This window comes from Ruegeria sp. E8, from assembly GCF_056533985.1.
Window position 1 is genome coordinate 170,220 of sequence record NZ_JBQFOY010000004.1, and the last position, 14,049, is coordinate 184,268.

A 14,049-nucleotide genomic window follows, 5' to 3' on the forward strand; every position below is an offset into this window, starting at 1 on the left:
AATTAAAGGGCAATACGTGCGATGGCGAAGATACCAGCCGCAGCCGCGCCGTAAGACAGGCAGATCACCAGAATGATCAGGACTTTTTCAAGCGTGCCATGCACGTAGTCTTCCAGCATCACCTGCGCGCCGTCTGCGAAGTGCTTGAAGCCAACCGCAAGCGTCAGCGCCGCAACGATCGCTGGGAAGGGACGCGAGTAATACTCAAGCACCACATCGAACGGCTGACCCAGAACCGGGCCAAATGTGAAGACAAATAACGGCACAAGGATCAGCAGAGCCACCGAGCTGACTTTCATCGCCCAGAAATGAGCTGTGCCGGATTTCGCCGAGCCAAGGCCAGCGGCGCGCTTACGGTCGGTCAGATAACGCATGTCAGGCCTCCAATCATGCGACGATGACAAGAGTCAAAAGGGTCAGAACGACCGACCCGATAACAACGGCCCAGCCCAGCTTGGTCGCTGTGGGAAGATCCAGCCCAATCGCATTGTCCCAGATCAGGTGTCGTACACCCGCCAGCGTGTGATACCAAAGACCCCAAACAGACAATGCCATCACGAGATCGCCAAGCACCGAAGTAATCACCCCGTTCGCAACGGCGAATGCCTCGGGCGAGGTTGCTGCGGCCAGAAACCACCAGACGATCAGCAGCCCGGCCAGGAGAAGGGCGTTGCCAGTGATACGTGTCAGGATGGACGTGACCGACGTCAGCTGCGGACGATAGATCGACAGGTGCGGCGAAAGCGGGCGGTTGCCCCGATTTACATCGGCCATGGCGGCTCCTTTTCGGTTGGCTACCGAACGTTTTACTGGTTTTTGCGACACTGTCACGTGCTGCGTCTGCAAAAACCACTAAATTCGGCACAAATTGACGGATTATTCAGCTATGTGATCACACAAAATATTCTCGTGATCACATTTCACATTCCCCCTCATCAATGTTAGCGTTTTCAACGCCAAAAGGGTGTGATCACGAATCTCTTAACATGTCATTCAAGGCCCGCCGTTTGTTGCGTCACCTCGCGCAGCAGTTTGCGGCGAATTCTTTCCGGGTAATCGGCAAACCCCGCGGCAGATACGACAAAGGCACCTTCACCCACGATTACGTTCTCAAAGAAATATGCTGTCAGGTCCGGTTCACTTTCTTCAATAGCCAGCGCGTTAACGACAACTCCGCGATCCCGCAAAGCCGCATGGACCTGCGTCGGCTCGACCCCTTCATTGGATATGCCATCACCAGACAGATCGATCAGATGCCGCCTGCAATCGGAAACGGTGTCGAACGCATCGAGGGTCGTGTGGAGAGCCTCGCCAATCGCGGTCGAGAAGTTCCGCCAGACGCGCTGATCAGCGGCAACCTGATCGGCAAACTGTTCCAAGGCGGCGAAGCTGTCGATCCGGGTCCAGGGGATCGTGACTCGCTGACGCGACGATCCGGTCCATTGCACCAGCATCAATTGTGCCTGACCCCGCACCAGAGCCTCGGACACGATCGGGTCGCGCAGACCGGCAGCCAGCCCGTCCATCTGTATGCGATACTCGCGGCTATCGACTGAGCCGGAAACATCCACCGCCAGGGCCAAGGCCAGATCACAAGCCTGAGCCGCCGGGGCCAGACAGACGCTGGCCAATATCGCGCGCAGAAAGTGCATGGTGCAAACCTAGCACGGCTTTCACGCGAATGGTTCACATAACCGTCAGTGCACCTATTGCGGCATCAGTGCCCAGTAATCGAGGTCCAATAGCACATCCGGCAGGTACCGCCCCTCATTGTTTTTCAACTCGAACGGAGCCCCCCCTTTGGTCGCCACCAGCCTCAGACGGATCGCGCCCACACCGGGAACACCGGTTTCCGCTTTATCCAGAACTTCGGACCAGGCCTTGATGGTATCACCCGCGAAACACGGGTTTGCATGAGAACCGCCGTTCAGGCCGACAATCATCTGCGCATTCGCCAACCCGTTGAACGACAAGGTCCGCGCCATCGAAATGACGTGCCCGCCGTAGATCAGCCTGCCTTCCGGGCGGAACGTGAGGTCGAAATGCACTTTGGCGGTGTTCTGCCACAGACGGGTGGCCAGCATATGCTCGGCCTCTTCCACGGTTACCCCGTCCACGTGGTCGATGGTCTCGCCGATTTCATAATCGCCCCAACGATGCGGCTCACCGGCCAAAGCAAAATCGTAGTTCGAGAAATCAAGTCCTTCAGGCACAATCAGATCCTTAGGATCAAGCGCTTTTTTCAAGTCCGGCACAACCGTCTCGGGCGCTGGCGCATCCGCGTTTGCCTTGCGTACCATGACCCAGCGAACGTATTCGATGACCACTTCGTCCAGTTGGTTCAACCCACGGGTACGGACCCAGACAACACCGGTTTTTCCATTGGAGTTCTGCTTGACCCCGATCACCTCGGACACCGACCGCAACGTATCCCCGGCGTAGACGGGTTTCAGCCAGCGGCCTTCACCATAGCCAAGATTGGCGACCGCATTCAGCGAAACATCCGGTACGGTCTTGCCGAACACCAGGTGGAACGCGGCCAGATCGTCGATCGGGCTTTCCGGCAGACCGCAATCCCGGGCAAATTCGTCCGAGGAATAAAGCGCGTGACGTGCCGGATAAAGCGCATGATACAGTCCGCGCTCTCCCTCAGTCACCGTGCGTGGAACCGCGTGTTGCAGCACCTGCCCGACAGAGTAGTCCTCGAAAAAGCGGCCCGGATTTGTTTTTGCCATTATTGCTGCCCCAGTTTCATTTCGGATGAATACTCGGCCTCGACCTCTTTGGTCACGGCCTGCGCGCAACGCATGACGCTGTTTGCGACGTCATAGGCATAGGACGGGTCGCCATGCAGCTCCCACCCTTTCGCAAGTGCATCCGAGACTTTGTGGCAGAAGGCCGAATTGTCTTCCTCGGTCAGCAGCCGGTAGAGTTTCGCCATTGTATCTTTTCCTTACGATCCAAACGGGGACGGGCCGACCAGCCCGTGAATATATCCGATGATGCCCATCAGCACGATCGAGGCCACGAAGAACATCGCGTCCTTGCCGTAGGTTCCGGCTTCACCGGGGGTCCAGTCAGGTTCGGATTTGTTGATCACGATCACCTCGACCACAGCCCAGGCCAGCAACCCACCGAACAGGACGATCGAGGCCAGATCGCCGTTCACCAGCAAATGCGCAAAGGCCCACAGTTTGAACCCGCCCAACATCGGATGGCGCAGTTTGTTCAGCAATCGGCCTTTGGTTCCCGCAGGGCTCATCATGAAGATCGCGATCAGCACCAACAGATTGTTGACATGAATCAGGAATGTCGGCGGAGCCCAGACATAGATGAAATCGGTCATGCGATAGCCGAAGATCATCAACAGAATCGCCGCGACCAGAGCCAGCGCGACAGCGCCCTTACCCGCATTGCCGAGCGCAGCGCGCCGTTCGGGCATCACCCGCTTTAACAGATGCGCGGCCCACCATAGCGCCACACCTAGGATCAGAAGAACAAAGCCCATGCTGGCTTACCCCGCTTGCAAAGCCGAAATCGCCTCCGCTTTTGCCAGAATTTCGCGGGCGGTTGCAACGTGCAGGTTTTCCACGATCTTGCCGTCGACAACAGCGACGCCCTGCCCTTGCGCCTTAACCTCTTCAAAAGCCGAGATCTGACGGCGGGCCAGGTCGATATCCGAATCCGACGGGGCGAAAACGGCGTTGGCGACCTCGACCTGCGCAGGGTGGATCAGAGTCTTGCCGTCGAAACCCATGTCGCGGCCCTGTTCGCATTCCGCAGCCAGACCTTCGACATCCTTGAACGCATTATAGACGCCGTCGATGATGACCAGCCCTTCGGCTTTGGCGGCCAGCAGGCACAGGCCCAGCGAAGCCATCATGGGCAAGCGGTCGGGGCGAAAACGGGTCTGCAATTCCTTGCCCAAATCGTTGGTGCCCATGACAAAACCGGCCATCAGCGGATGCGCGGCAATTTCGGCGGCATTCAGCATGCCACGCGGGGTCTCCATCATCGCCCAGATCGGCAAGTCACCGGTAATCGCTGCCAAAGCATCGACATCGGCGGCCGAACTCACCTTGGGCAACAGAACCGCATCGGCGTCCATGTCACACACGGCTTCGGCATCGGCGCGGCCCCATTCGGTGTCCAGCCCGTTGATTCGAACGATTTTGACCCGTGCGCCATAGCCGCCAGCGGCCAACGCAGCCCTGAGCGTTTCGCGCCCAGCCGGTTTCTCGTCTGCTGCAACTGCATCTTCAAGGTCGAAAATCACCGCATCGACCGGCAAGGTGCGCGCCTTTTCCAACGCCCGCTCTCTTGAGCCGGGAATATAGAGAACGGAACGATAAGGGCGCTGACGCGGGTCCATTGGCTTCTCCGAGAGAAATAAAGTTGCGCGAAATGGGGCATTTTTTTCCGGAAAGTTCAAGCGCAAAATCGCCGCACTGCAGCGAAAACGACGCAACGTGCTTTGCCTTAACCGAATTTCGCCCCCTGCGCCCCACCCTGATCGGCAGATGGAATCAAAAATAGGGTGCGGGATGCGAAAGACGTTCTTCAATATGACGATGGGCCTCGGGATTATGGTTCTGGCCGCTCAACACGCTCAGGCCCAGGGTCAGAACTGTGCGCCACGCGAAGACGTGTTGGAGCGATTGGCAGAAACCTATGGTGAAACGCGTCAGGGGGTGGGCCTCGCTCGACAAGGCGCAGTTATGGAGCTTTTCGCTTCGAGCCAAAGCGGCAGCTGGACCATCACGGTGACCTTGCCCAATGGGATCACCTGCCTTGTGGCCTCGGGTCAGTCCTACGAAGACCTGGCCGAGGCGCTTCCCCCGAATGCCTGATCAGGTCAGCGCGTCCCAGATCAGCTTGCTGCCGGTGATCGTAAGCAACACATAGGCAATTCCAAAGAACAGGCGTTCGGACAACATGAAATGTGCCCGGACACCCAACCACGCCCCAAGAATGGCGAAGGGCGTCAGAAGCAGATCGGCCCACGCCGTATGCCACGTGAACATGCCCAGATACGCGTAGGGTACGAATTTCGCGATATTGATTACCCAAAAAGTAAGCACCGTACTTGCCTGAAACTCGGTTTTCGTCAGACGTTGTGACAGCAAATAAACGGCCGCAGGGGGGCCTCCGGCGTGGCTGACGAAACTGGTGAAGCCTGCGACCAGCCCTGCAAACAACCCGGCTGAGGGTGGCAAACGTTTGGCAAACCCACGCACCAAACCTTTGGTCTGCGCAATGTGCCAGACCACAAACCCGACAGAGATGCCGCCGATCAATAGCCGCAGAAGATCGTCATCGGTCACCCGGTAAAGCCACGCGCCCAATACCACGCCCGGCACTGCACCAAGGATCAGCAGACGGGAATCCGGCCAGCTCCACCGTTTCCAATAAGGGCCCAACGTGGTCACGTCGATCACCATCAGGATCGGCAGCATAAGCGCCAGCGCCTGTCCGGGTTCCAGTATCAACGCCAGAATCGACGAAGATGCAAAGGCCACGCCCGAGCCAAAGCCGCCCTTTGAAATACCCGCAAAGATCACCGCAGGGATCGCCACAGCAAAAAACATCAGGTTCAATTCGAACATGCGGTGGCCCTTGAATTGGCTTGTCTCACAGGCCGTTTAGCGCAACCACACCGGGGCATGCAAACGGTATGCGGTTGTATGCCACGCCGCAGAACTCTTGCTTATTGCCGCTTTAGCGACTAGCACAACCGCGATTTCAATACCGACCGGAGATATTCCAAATGGCCAGACCCAAGATTGCGCTGATCGGCGCGGGGAACATCGGCGGCACGCTCGCACATCTCGCAGCTGTCAAAGAACTGGGTGACGTTGTCCTGTTTGACATCGCTGACGGGCTGCCGCAGGGCAAAGCGCTCGACATTGCCGAGTCCGGCCCCTCGGAAGGGTTCGACGCCTCGATGAAAGGCACCAGCGACTATGCCGATATCGCCGGCGCGGATGTGTGCATCGTCACCGCAGGTGTCGCTCGTAAACCTGGGATGAGCCGCGATGACCTGCTGGGCATCAACCTGAAAGTCATGAAATCGGTTGGCGAAGGCATCGCCGCCCACGCGCCCGACGCGTTCGTGATCTGCATCACCAACCCGCTGGACGCGATGGTCTGGGCCCTGCGCGAATTCTCGGGCCTGCCCCACAACAAGGTCTGCGGCATGGCTGGCGTTCTAGATTCGGCCCGCTTTGCACACTTCCTGTCGGAAGAGTTCAACGTCTCGATGCGCGACGTCACCGCATTCGTGCTGGGCGGCCACGGCGACACCATGGTGCCTTCGGTCCGTTACTCGACCGTTGCCGGTATCCCGCTGCCCGATCTGGTTGAGATGGGCTGGACCACACAGGACAAGCTGGACGCCATCGTGCAGCGCACCCGCGACGGCGGCGCCGAAATCGTTGGCCTGCTGAAAACCGGTTCTGCTTATTACGCGCCGGCGACTTCGGCGATTGAAATGGCCGAAGCCTATCTGAAAGATCAGAAACGCGTTCTGCCCTGCGCCGCCTACTGCAATGGCGAACTGGGTGTAGATGGGCTCTATGTTGGTGTTCCGACCGTCATCGGTGCAGGTGGTGTTGAGCGCATCGTAGACATCAAGTTGAACGAAGACGAGCAGGCCGGTTTCGACAACTCGGTGAACGCCGTAAAGGGCCTGATCGACGCCTGCAAGGGCATCGACAGCTCGCTGGCCTAAAACCATCACACAACCCGATATTGAGACCGGCCCAATTCTGGGCCGGTTTTTTTGCCCCTACTGAATCCGATCGCAATTGTTGGCGCAAACGTCGCAAATCCCTTTTTTGAATGTGATTTCCTAAGGCTGCGCAAGTTTCTCGAATCAATTCATAACTTCGGAAAATTTGTGATCACACCCCAAAAACCTGTGATCACAAATACTGAAAATCTTCGTGAAATTCCCGTTCTACGTCAAAAAACCCTTTATACTTGCCCGCTAGACACCCCTATAACGGTTAAACGCAGTCAGACGGGACAGTTTCGATGAACATTCACGAATATCAGGCCAAAGCTCTTTTGCGCAGCTACGGCGCCCCGGTCTCCGACGGTCGCGCGGTTCTGCGCGCCGAGGAAGCCAAAACCGCAGCCGGTGAACTGGATGGCCCGCTTTGGGTTGTCAAAGCTCAAATCCACGCAGGCGGACGCGGCAAGGGTTCCTTCAAAGAGGCCGACGCCGGTGAAAAGGGCGGTGTCCGTCTGACCAAATCGGTCGAGGAAGCTGCTGAAGAAGCCAAGAGGATGCTGGGCCGCACGCTGGTCACGCATCAGACCGGCCCCGCAGGCAAACAAGTCAACCGCATCTATATCGAAGCCGGGTCCGGCATCGAACGTGAACTGTATCTGGCCCTTCTGGTGGATCGCCAAACCAGCCGCATCTCGTTCGTCTGCTCGACCGAGGGCGGAATGGACATCGAAGAAGTGGCCGCGGCCACGCCCGAGAAAATCCTGTCCTTCTCAGTCGACCCTGCGACCGGCTATCAGCCCTATCACGGCCGCCGCATCGCGTTCTCGCTGGGTCTGCAAGGCGCGCAGGTCAAGCAATGCGTCAAACTGATGAACCAGCTGTACAACGCCTTCGTCGAGAAGGACATGGAGATGCTGGAAATCAACCCGCTGATCGTCTCGGACAGCGGCGATCTTAAGGTGCTGGATGCCAAGGTCGGCTTTGACGGCAACGCGGTCTACCGCCACCCGGACATCGCCGAACTGCGCGACACGACCGAAGAAGACCCCAAGGAACTGGAAGCCTCCAAGTACGACCTGAACTACATCGCGCTGGATGGTGAAATCGGCTGCATGGTGAACGGTGCCGGTCTGGCAATGGCGACTATGGACATCATCAAGCTGTATGGTGCCGAGCCCGCCAACTTCCTCGACGTGGGTGGTGGTGCGACCAAGGAAAAAGTGACCGAGGCGTTCAAGATCATCACCAGCGATCCGCAGGTCAAAGGCATTCTGGTCAACATCTTCGGCGGCATCATGCGTTGTGACGTCATCGCCGAGGGCGTTGTCGCCGCGGTGAAAGAGGTCGGTCTGAAAGTGCCGCTGGTCGTGCGTCTGGAAGGCACCAATGTCGAGAAAGGCAAAGAGATCATCAACACTTCGGGCCTGGACGTGATCGCGGCGGACAACCTGAAGGACGGCGCCGAAAAGATCGTTAAGGCGGTTAAGGGGTAAGCTGGTTGCGGTGGGGCGGGCTTACAGCCCGCCCCTCTCCGGCAAGAACCAAGTCGATTTTTGCTGCGCGAATCTGAAAGAAACAATTGTTCAAATGACCATCCCCATCTTCCTCATAGGTCTCGAACGCGCCACAGGGCGGGCGCGTTTGATGGAGCAGGAGCTGCAAAAGGCAGGCCTGACAGCAACGCGCGTCAACGCTGTTGATTGCGCTGCTGCCACCCGTGAGGATTTCCTGCGTGAGTGTCGGGCAGAAGGACCGTGGGGCTTTTTCCACACCAAGGACATGGCCTGCACCCTCAGCCACGCCAAAGCGTGGGAGGCGGTGATTGCCTCGGGCGCCAAGCAGGCATTGATCCTTGAGGATGATGTGTTCCTGACCCCGGAACTGGCCGATTGGCTGAACGACCCGTCCTGGTGGCCAGAGGATGCGGACATCGTCCGGTTTGAACGCTGGCGCAGCACCAAGCTCTATGTGGCGCTGGAACGCAAGCGGCTGTTCCATCTGGGGCGTGAGGTGCGCCTGATGCGCTCGCGCCATCCCGGTGGAGCTGCCTACGCGCTGACGCGCGAGGCCGCGCAGCATTTTCTGGCCCGTAAACCCTTTGACATCACGCTGGATGGCCTGCTGTTCAACCCGTCAGCCTCGGCTGCGGCGCGGCAGGTCAATGTCTATCAGGTGATCCCTGCGATGGTTGAACAGGGCAATGAAGCTGCCGGGGAAATCCAGATGGGTGCCCCCCGCGCCCGGCCCACGGGCTGGCCACTGGTCCGCCAAAAAGTAAGGCGCGGCATCGCCGAAATCACCAGCGGGCTCCACACGGTGGTCAATCTGGCCCTGGGTCGCGCCACGCTTGAGAAAATTACCTATGCGCCGCAGGTTCTGCCGGCGACTGAACCCAATCAATCCAATACCGCCTAGAGAAAGGGACAACATGGCAGTCCTCATTGACGAAAACACCAAAGTGATCTGTCAGGGCTTTACCGGCTCGCAGGGTACATTCCACAGCGAACAGGCCATCGCCTATGGCACCAAGATGGTCGGCGGCGTGACCCCCGGCAAAGGCGGGATGGAGCATCTGGGCCTGCCCGTGTTCAACTCGGTCCACGAAGCCAAGCACGTGACCGAAGCCAACGCCAGCGTGATCTATGTACCGCCGCCGTTTGCTGCCGACTCGATCCTTGAGGCGATTGACGCCGAGATGGAAGTGATCGTCTGCATCACCGAAGGCATCCCGGTTCTGGACATGATGAAGGTGAAGCGCGCGCTGGAAGGCTCAAGCTCGCGCCTGATCGGCCCGAACTGCCCCGGTGTCATCACACCTGACGCCTGCAAGATCGGCATCATGCCCGGCCACATCCACAAGCGCGGCTCGGTCGGTGTTGTGTCGCGCTCGGGCACCTTGACCTACGAGGCCGTCAAGCAGACCACCGATGTTGGCCTGGGCCAGTCCACCTGCGTGGGCATCGGCGGCGACCCGATCAAAGGCACCGAGCATATCGACGTGCTGGAATGGTTCCTGGCCGATGACGAGACCGAGTCGATCATTATGATCGGTGAGATCGGTGGCTCCGCCGAAGAAGAAGCCGCGCAGTTCCTCGCGGATGAGGCCAAAAAGGGCCGCAAGAAGCCGACAGCCGGTTTCATCGCAGGCCGCACAGCCCCTCCGGGCCGCCGCATGGGCCACGCAGGTGCCATTGTCGCCGGTGGCAAGGGCGGAGCCGAGGACAAGATTGAAGCCATGCGCAGTGCCGGAATCGTCGTGGCCGAAAGCCCGGCGCAGCTGGGTGAGGCTGTGCTGGAAGCGATTGGGTAATTTTCCCCGTGCGCCCGTGGTGGACGCGGGCGCACGCATTGTTAGTTAGGATCGTCGGTATGTTCGGACTCTTCAAGGGCGAAAAAAAGAAGGTTGAGAACCTTTGGGCCGCTTTTGACGCTGTTCAACAAATTGCAACCAAACACATGAATGTACTAGAGTTGCATACCTTTGCGGGCGGTTTGAAAGATTTCCCCAAGGATACCCAGTTGGATTTTCGGAACCCGTCTGGACGTTCAACGACCGAGTGGCTGGAGCTATCCAAGGAACTCGACGGAAATGCGCGAAGCGTCCATTCGGATGCGAAACTCAAGAACGGAATAGAGGGAGAGGCGCAAGGAGCAATCGCGTCAGTTCTAGCTTACTATGCGCTACGCGCAGAATTGAATGCGTACAAATCGACGGAAGCGCATGCACTAAGAATTGCATTCATTGCTTTCGAAGATGCGACGGATAAAGCGCATTCAAGAATTGTCGATAAATCCAACTCTGCGGGGCTGTAGCTTCATGACCTTTTCCGACGCCATCCGCACCTGTTTTTCCAAGTTCTTCACCTTCTCAGGGAGAGCCTCGCGGCCCGAATACTGGTTCTTTTTCCTGTTCATTGTGATTTGGAACATCATCGCCGGGATCATCGACTGGCAGTTCTTCACGCAGGTCTCGGTCAGTGAAAGCGATGAAGTCAAATCCGTCACCGCAACTTCCTCTCAGCCTGTCCAGAGCATCGTCGGCCTGATCGTCTTCTTTCCGCATCTGGCAGCGGCTTTCCGGCGGATGCACGATACGGGGCGCAGCGGGCTGTACGCTCTGCTGCCGATCCTGCTGATCCTTGGGGCTTTTGCGGTTCTGATCTTTGGTATCGGACTGGCCAGCCAATTCCATGGCGGCACATTGGACATCCTGTTCACACGCGCCACTTTGCTTATCGTCATTCCGACACTTATCGTTCTGGTGGTGTCGCCCCTCCTGGTTCTGTGGTGGCTGACCCGCCCCAGCCAGCCAGGCACCAATCAATACGGTCCCAACCCACATGAGGTAGCCCAATGACCGAACATACGCCCAACACTGCCTTTCATGCCTCAAGCTTCATGCAGGGGCATAATGCCGAATATCTGGAGCAGTTATATGCCCAATACACCAAGAACCCCGGTGCAGTAGACGCTGCCTGGGTCGAGTTCTTCAGGGCCATGGGCGATGCTGCACCGGATGTGCAGCGCGAGGCCGAGGGGCCGTCCTGGGCACGGACGGATTGGCCCCCGATGCCAGCCGACGATCTGACCGGCGCCCTGACCGGGGAATGGGCCGAGATTGACGCCAAGGCGGCGGGCAAAAAGATCAAGGACAAGGCCGAGGCCAAAGGCGTCGACGTCAGCGAAGACCAGATCAAGCGCGCCGTTCTGGACAGTCTGCGGGCGCTGATGCTGATCCGGGCCTACCGCATCCGGGGCCATCTGGCCGCCGATCTGGACCCGCTGGGCATGCGTGCCGCCAGTACGCATCCCGAACTGGACCCCAAGACTTACGGGTTCACCGATGCCGACATGGACCGTCCGATTTTCATCGACAATGTGCTTGGGCTTCAGGTCGCCTCGATGCGGCAGATCGTTGAGATCGTGAAGCGGACGTATTGTGGCACGTTCGCGCTGCAATACATGCATATCTCGAACCCGGAAGAAGCCGCCTGGCTGAAGGAACGGATCGAGGGGTACGGCAAGGAAATCGCCTTCACCAAGGAAGGCCGCAAAGCGATCCTGAACAAGATGGTCGAGGCCGAGGGCTTTGAGAAGTTCCTGCACGTCAAATACATGGGCACCAAGCGCTTTGGTCTGGACGGCGGTGAAGCGCTGATCCCTGCGATGGAGCAGATCATCAAGCGCGGTGGTGCTTTGGGCGTCAGCGATATCGTCATCGGGATGCCGCACCGTGGCCGCCTGAACATTCTGGCCAACGTGATGCGCAAGCCTTACCGCGCGATCTTCAACGAGTTCCAGGGCGGCAGCTTCAAACCCGAGGATGTGGATGGATCGGGCGATGTGAAGTATCACCTCGGTGCCTCCAGTGACCGTGAATTTGACGGCAACAGTGTGCATTTGTCGCTCACCGCGAACCCCTCGCACCTTGAAGCGGTGAACCCGGTGGTTCTGGGCAAGGTCCGCGCCAAGCAGGACCAGATGGGCGACACCGACCGCACCAAGGTCATGGGCATTCTTCTGCACGGGGACGCAGCCTTTGCAGGTCAGGGTGTTGTGGCCGAAGGGTTCGGCCTGTCCGGTCTGCGTGGTCACAGAACCGGTGGAACGATGCATATCGTTGTGAACAACCAGATCGGCTTTACCACCGCGCCGCATTTCTCACGCTCCAGTCCCTATCCGACTGATATTGCGCTGATGGTCGAGGCTCCGATCTTCCACGTGAACGGCGACGACCCAGAGGCAGTGGTTCATGCGGCGAAGGTGGCGACCGAGTTCCGTCAGAAATTCCACAAGGACGTGGTGATCGACATCTTCTGCTATCGCCGGTTTGGACATAACGAGGGCGATGAGCCCATGTTCACCAACCCGATCATGTACAAGAAGATCAAGACGCACAAGACAACGCTGTCTCTGTACACCGAGCGTCTGGTCAAGGACGGCCTGATCCCCGAAGGCGAAATCGAGGATATGAAAGCCGCCTTCCAGGCCCATCTGAACGATGAGTTCGAGGCCGGCAAAGACTACAAACCCAACAAGGCCGACTGGCTGGATGGGCGCTGGTCGCATCTGGACAAAAACAAGGACGAGTACATGCGCGGCGAGACGGCAATCTCGCCCGAGACTCTGGCCGAGGTTGGTGGTGCCCTGACCCGCGCCCCTGCCGGGTTTGCGATGCACAAGACAGTCGCGCGCCTGCTTGACCATAAGAAACAGATGTTTGAAACCGGCACCGGCTTTGACTGGGCCACTGGTGAGGCGCTGGCCTACGGATCGCTACTGACCGAAGGATACCCGGTACGCCTTGCCGGTCAGGACGCCACACGCGGCACATTCAGCCAACGCCATTCGGGCTTCGTCCATCAGGAAACCGAAGAGCGGTACTATCCGCTGAACAACATTCGCCCAGGACAGTCGCATTACGAAGTGATCGATTCGATGCTGTCCGAATACGCGGTGCTTGGGTTTGAATACGGTTACTCGCTGGCCGAACCAAATGCGCTTGTTCTGTGGGAGGCGCAGTTTGGCGACTTCGCCAACGGTGCGCAGATCATGTTCGACCAGTTCATCAGCTCGGGTGAGTCGAAATGGCTGCGGATGTCCGGTCTGGTCACACTGCTGCCGCACGGGTTCGAAGGGCAAGGCCCTGAACACTCATCGGCGCGTCTGGAGCGTTTCCTGCAGATGTGCGGCCAGGACAACTGGATCGTGGCGAACTGCACGACGCCTGCGAACTATTTCCACATCCTGCGCCGTCAGTTGCACCGCACCTTCCGAAAGCCGCTGATCCTGGTGACACCGAAGTCGCTGCTGCGCCACAAACTGGCGGTCAGCACGGCTGAGGATTTCACCACCGGTTCCAGCTTCCACCGGGTGCTGTGGGATGATGCGCAAAAGGGCAATTCGGACACCAAGCTGGTGGCGGATGACAAGATCAAGCGCGTCGTGATGTGTTCCGGCAAAGTCTATTTTGACCTGCTGGAAGAACGGGATGCACGTGGCATCGACGACGTCTACCTGATGCGGATCGAACAATATTATCCCTTCCCCGCCCATTCGCTGATCAACGAGTTGGAACGGTTCAAGGGGGCCGAAATGGTCTGGTGTCAGGAAGAGCCCAAGAATCAGGGGGCCTGGACCTTTATCGAACCCAATATCGAATGGGTGCTCACCCGCATCAAAGCCAAACATACCCGCCCGGTTTATGCCGGTCGCGCAACCTCGGCCTCGCCTGCGACGGGTCTGGCCAGCCAACACAAAGCCCAACAAGAAGCGCTGGTTAACGAAGCGCTGAGCATCAAAGGAAAGTAAGC

The 14,049-nt window shown here is 58.4% G+C and carries 16 protein-coding genes; 8 read left to right on the forward strand and 8 right to left on the reverse strand.

Annotated elements, in window-relative coordinates:
- Positions 1-2: 2 nt before the first annotated feature.
- From sdhD to ACR0LF_RS07670, 7 genes are all read right to left on the reverse strand, one after another.
- Positions 3-374 (reverse strand): succinate dehydrogenase, hydrophobic membrane anchor protein, encoded by a 372-nt coding sequence (gene sdhD, locus ACR0LF_RS07640; protein ID WP_480579298.1) that lies wholly within the window; start codon positions 372-374, stop codon positions 3-5.
- 13 nt (positions 375-387) lie between these two features.
- Positions 388-774 (reverse strand): succinate dehydrogenase, cytochrome b556 subunit, encoded by a 387-nt coding sequence (gene sdhC, locus ACR0LF_RS07645; RefSeq protein WP_480579300.1) that lies wholly within the window; start codon positions 772-774, stop codon positions 388-390.
- A 215-nt stretch (positions 775-989) separates the two neighbouring features.
- Complete coding sequence (locus tag ACR0LF_RS07650) at positions 990-1,652, reverse strand: DUF1194 domain-containing protein (RefSeq protein WP_480579302.1); 663 nt, start codon at positions 1,650-1,652, stop codon at positions 990-992.
- Between the two features lie 54 nt (positions 1,653-1,706).
- Positions 1,707-2,735 (reverse strand): MaoC family dehydratase, encoded by a 1,029-nt coding sequence (locus ACR0LF_RS07655; protein ID WP_480579304.1) that lies wholly within the window; start codon positions 2,733-2,735, stop codon positions 1,707-1,709.
- Entirely contained in the window at positions 2,735-2,941 is a 207-nt protein-coding gene (locus tag ACR0LF_RS07660) for a DUF1737 domain-containing protein (RefSeq protein WP_480579306.1), read from the reverse strand. The genes ACR0LF_RS07655 and ACR0LF_RS07660 overlap by 1 nt, the downstream gene beginning before the upstream one ends.
- A gap of 12 nt (positions 2,942-2,953) precedes the next feature.
- Positions 2,954-3,508: an NnrU family protein gene (locus tag ACR0LF_RS07665; RefSeq protein WP_480579308.1), complete on the reverse strand. Its 555-nt coding sequence runs from the start codon at positions 3,506-3,508 to the stop codon at positions 2,954-2,956.
- 6 nt (positions 3,509-3,514) lie between these two features.
- On the reverse strand, positions 3,515-4,372 hold the full coding sequence (locus ACR0LF_RS07670; protein WP_480579310.1) for an HpcH/HpaI aldolase/citrate lyase family protein: 858 nt from the start codon (positions 4,370-4,372) through the stop codon (positions 3,515-3,517).
- A gap of 172 nt (positions 4,373-4,544) precedes the next feature.
- Here ACR0LF_RS07670 and ACR0LF_RS07675 point away from each other — a divergent pair, with 172 nt between their 5' ends.
- Positions 4,545-4,850: a hypothetical protein gene (locus ACR0LF_RS07675; protein ID WP_480579312.1), complete on the forward strand. Its 306-nt coding sequence runs from the start codon at positions 4,545-4,547 to the stop codon at positions 4,848-4,850.
- On the opposite strand, the gene ACR0LF_RS07680 is transcribed toward ACR0LF_RS07675, so the two are convergent.
- On the reverse strand, positions 4,851-5,606 hold the full coding sequence (locus ACR0LF_RS07680; protein WP_480579314.1) for a sulfite exporter TauE/SafE family protein: 756 nt from the start codon (positions 5,604-5,606) through the stop codon (positions 4,851-4,853).
- Between the two features lie 161 nt (positions 5,607-5,767).
- Between ACR0LF_RS07680 and mdh the strand changes: the two genes are divergently transcribed.
- The 7 genes from mdh to ACR0LF_RS07715 all read left to right on the forward strand — a co-directional run bounded on the left by mdh (position 5,768) and on the right by ACR0LF_RS07715 (position 14,047).
- Positions 5,768-6,730, forward strand: coding sequence for a malate dehydrogenase (gene mdh, locus ACR0LF_RS07685; RefSeq protein ID WP_480579316.1), 963 nt, complete (start codon positions 5,768-5,770; stop codon positions 6,728-6,730).
- 305 nt (positions 6,731-7,035) lie between these two features.
- Positions 7,036-8,229 carry an ADP-forming succinate--CoA ligase subunit beta gene (gene sucC / locus ACR0LF_RS07690; RefSeq protein WP_480579318.1) on the forward strand — a complete coding sequence of 398 codons (1,194 nt, stop codon included), beginning with the start codon at positions 7,036-7,038 and terminating at the stop codon, positions 8,227-8,229.
- 94 nt (positions 8,230-8,323) lie between these two features.
- Complete coding sequence (locus ACR0LF_RS07695) at positions 8,324-9,151, forward strand: glycosyltransferase family 25 protein (RefSeq protein ID WP_480579320.1); 828 nt, start codon at positions 8,324-8,326, stop codon at positions 9,149-9,151.
- 13 nt (positions 9,152-9,164) lie between these two features.
- On the forward strand, positions 9,165-10,046 hold the full coding sequence (gene sucD, locus ACR0LF_RS07700) for a succinate--CoA ligase subunit alpha (protein ID WP_117870362.1): 882 nt from the start codon (positions 9,165-9,167) through the stop codon (positions 10,044-10,046).
- 59 nt (positions 10,047-10,105) lie between these two features.
- On the forward strand, positions 10,106-10,549 hold the full coding sequence (locus ACR0LF_RS07705; RefSeq protein WP_480579322.1) for a hypothetical protein: 444 nt from the start codon (positions 10,106-10,108) through the stop codon (positions 10,547-10,549).
- Between the two features lie 4 nt (positions 10,550-10,553).
- Positions 10,554-11,093, forward strand: a complete 540-nt coding sequence (locus ACR0LF_RS07710) for a DUF805 domain-containing protein (RefSeq protein ID WP_480579324.1) — start codon at positions 10,554-10,556, stop codon at positions 11,091-11,093.
- On the forward strand, positions 11,090-14,047 hold the full coding sequence (locus ACR0LF_RS07715; protein ID WP_480579326.1) for a 2-oxoglutarate dehydrogenase E1 component: 2,958 nt from the start codon (positions 11,090-11,092) through the stop codon (positions 14,045-14,047). Before ACR0LF_RS07710 ends, ACR0LF_RS07715 begins: the two co-directional genes overlap by 4 nt.
- Positions 14,048-14,049 lie beyond the last annotated feature (2 nt).

Bases quoted from the DNA above. Each gene is read 5' to 3' on its own strand.
- sdhD (WP_480579298.1), bottom strand. From the start codon at position 374: ATGCGTTATCTGACCGACCGTAAGCGCGCCGCTGGCCTTGGCTCGGCG.
- sdhC (WP_480579300.1), bottom strand. From the start codon at position 774: ATGGCCGATGTAAATCGGGGCAACCGCCCGCTTTCGCCGCACCTGTCG.
- ACR0LF_RS07650 (WP_480579302.1), bottom strand. From the start codon at position 1,652: ATGCACTTTCTGCGCGCGATATTGGCCAGCGTCTGTCTGGCCCCGGCG.
- ACR0LF_RS07655 (WP_480579304.1), bottom strand. From the start codon at position 2,735: ATGGCAAAAACAAATCCGGGCCGCTTTTTCGAGGACTACTCTGTCGGG.
- ACR0LF_RS07660 (WP_480579306.1), bottom strand. From the start codon at position 2,941: ATGGCGAAACTCTACCGGCTGCTGACCGAGGAAGACAATTCGGCCTTC.
- ACR0LF_RS07665 (WP_480579308.1), bottom strand. From the start codon at position 3,508: ATGGGCTTTGTTCTTCTGATCCTAGGTGTGGCGCTATGGTGGGCCGCG.
- ACR0LF_RS07670 (WP_480579310.1), bottom strand. From the start codon at position 4,372: ATGGACCCGCGTCAGCGCCCTTATCGTTCCGTTCTCTATATTCCCGGC.
- ACR0LF_RS07675 (WP_480579312.1), top strand. From the start codon at position 4,545: ATGCGAAAGACGTTCTTCAATATGACGATGGGCCTCGGGATTATGGTT.
- ACR0LF_RS07680 (WP_480579314.1), bottom strand. From the start codon at position 5,606: ATGTTCGAATTGAACCTGATGTTTTTTGCTGTGGCGATCCCTGCGGTG.
- mdh (WP_480579316.1), top strand. From the start codon at position 5,768: ATGGCCAGACCCAAGATTGCGCTGATCGGCGCGGGGAACATCGGCGGC.
- sucC (WP_480579318.1), top strand. From the start codon at position 7,036: ATGAACATTCACGAATATCAGGCCAAAGCTCTTTTGCGCAGCTACGGC.
- ACR0LF_RS07695 (WP_480579320.1), top strand. From the start codon at position 8,324: ATGACCATCCCCATCTTCCTCATAGGTCTCGAACGCGCCACAGGGCGG.
- sucD (WP_117870362.1), top strand. From the start codon at position 9,165: ATGGCAGTCCTCATTGACGAAAACACCAAAGTGATCTGTCAGGGCTTT.
- ACR0LF_RS07705 (WP_480579322.1), top strand. From the start codon at position 10,106: ATGTTCGGACTCTTCAAGGGCGAAAAAAAGAAGGTTGAGAACCTTTGG.
- ACR0LF_RS07710 (WP_480579324.1), top strand. From the start codon at position 10,554: ATGACCTTTTCCGACGCCATCCGCACCTGTTTTTCCAAGTTCTTCACC.
- ACR0LF_RS07715 (WP_480579326.1), top strand. From the start codon at position 11,090: ATGACCGAACATACGCCCAACACTGCCTTTCATGCCTCAAGCTTCATG.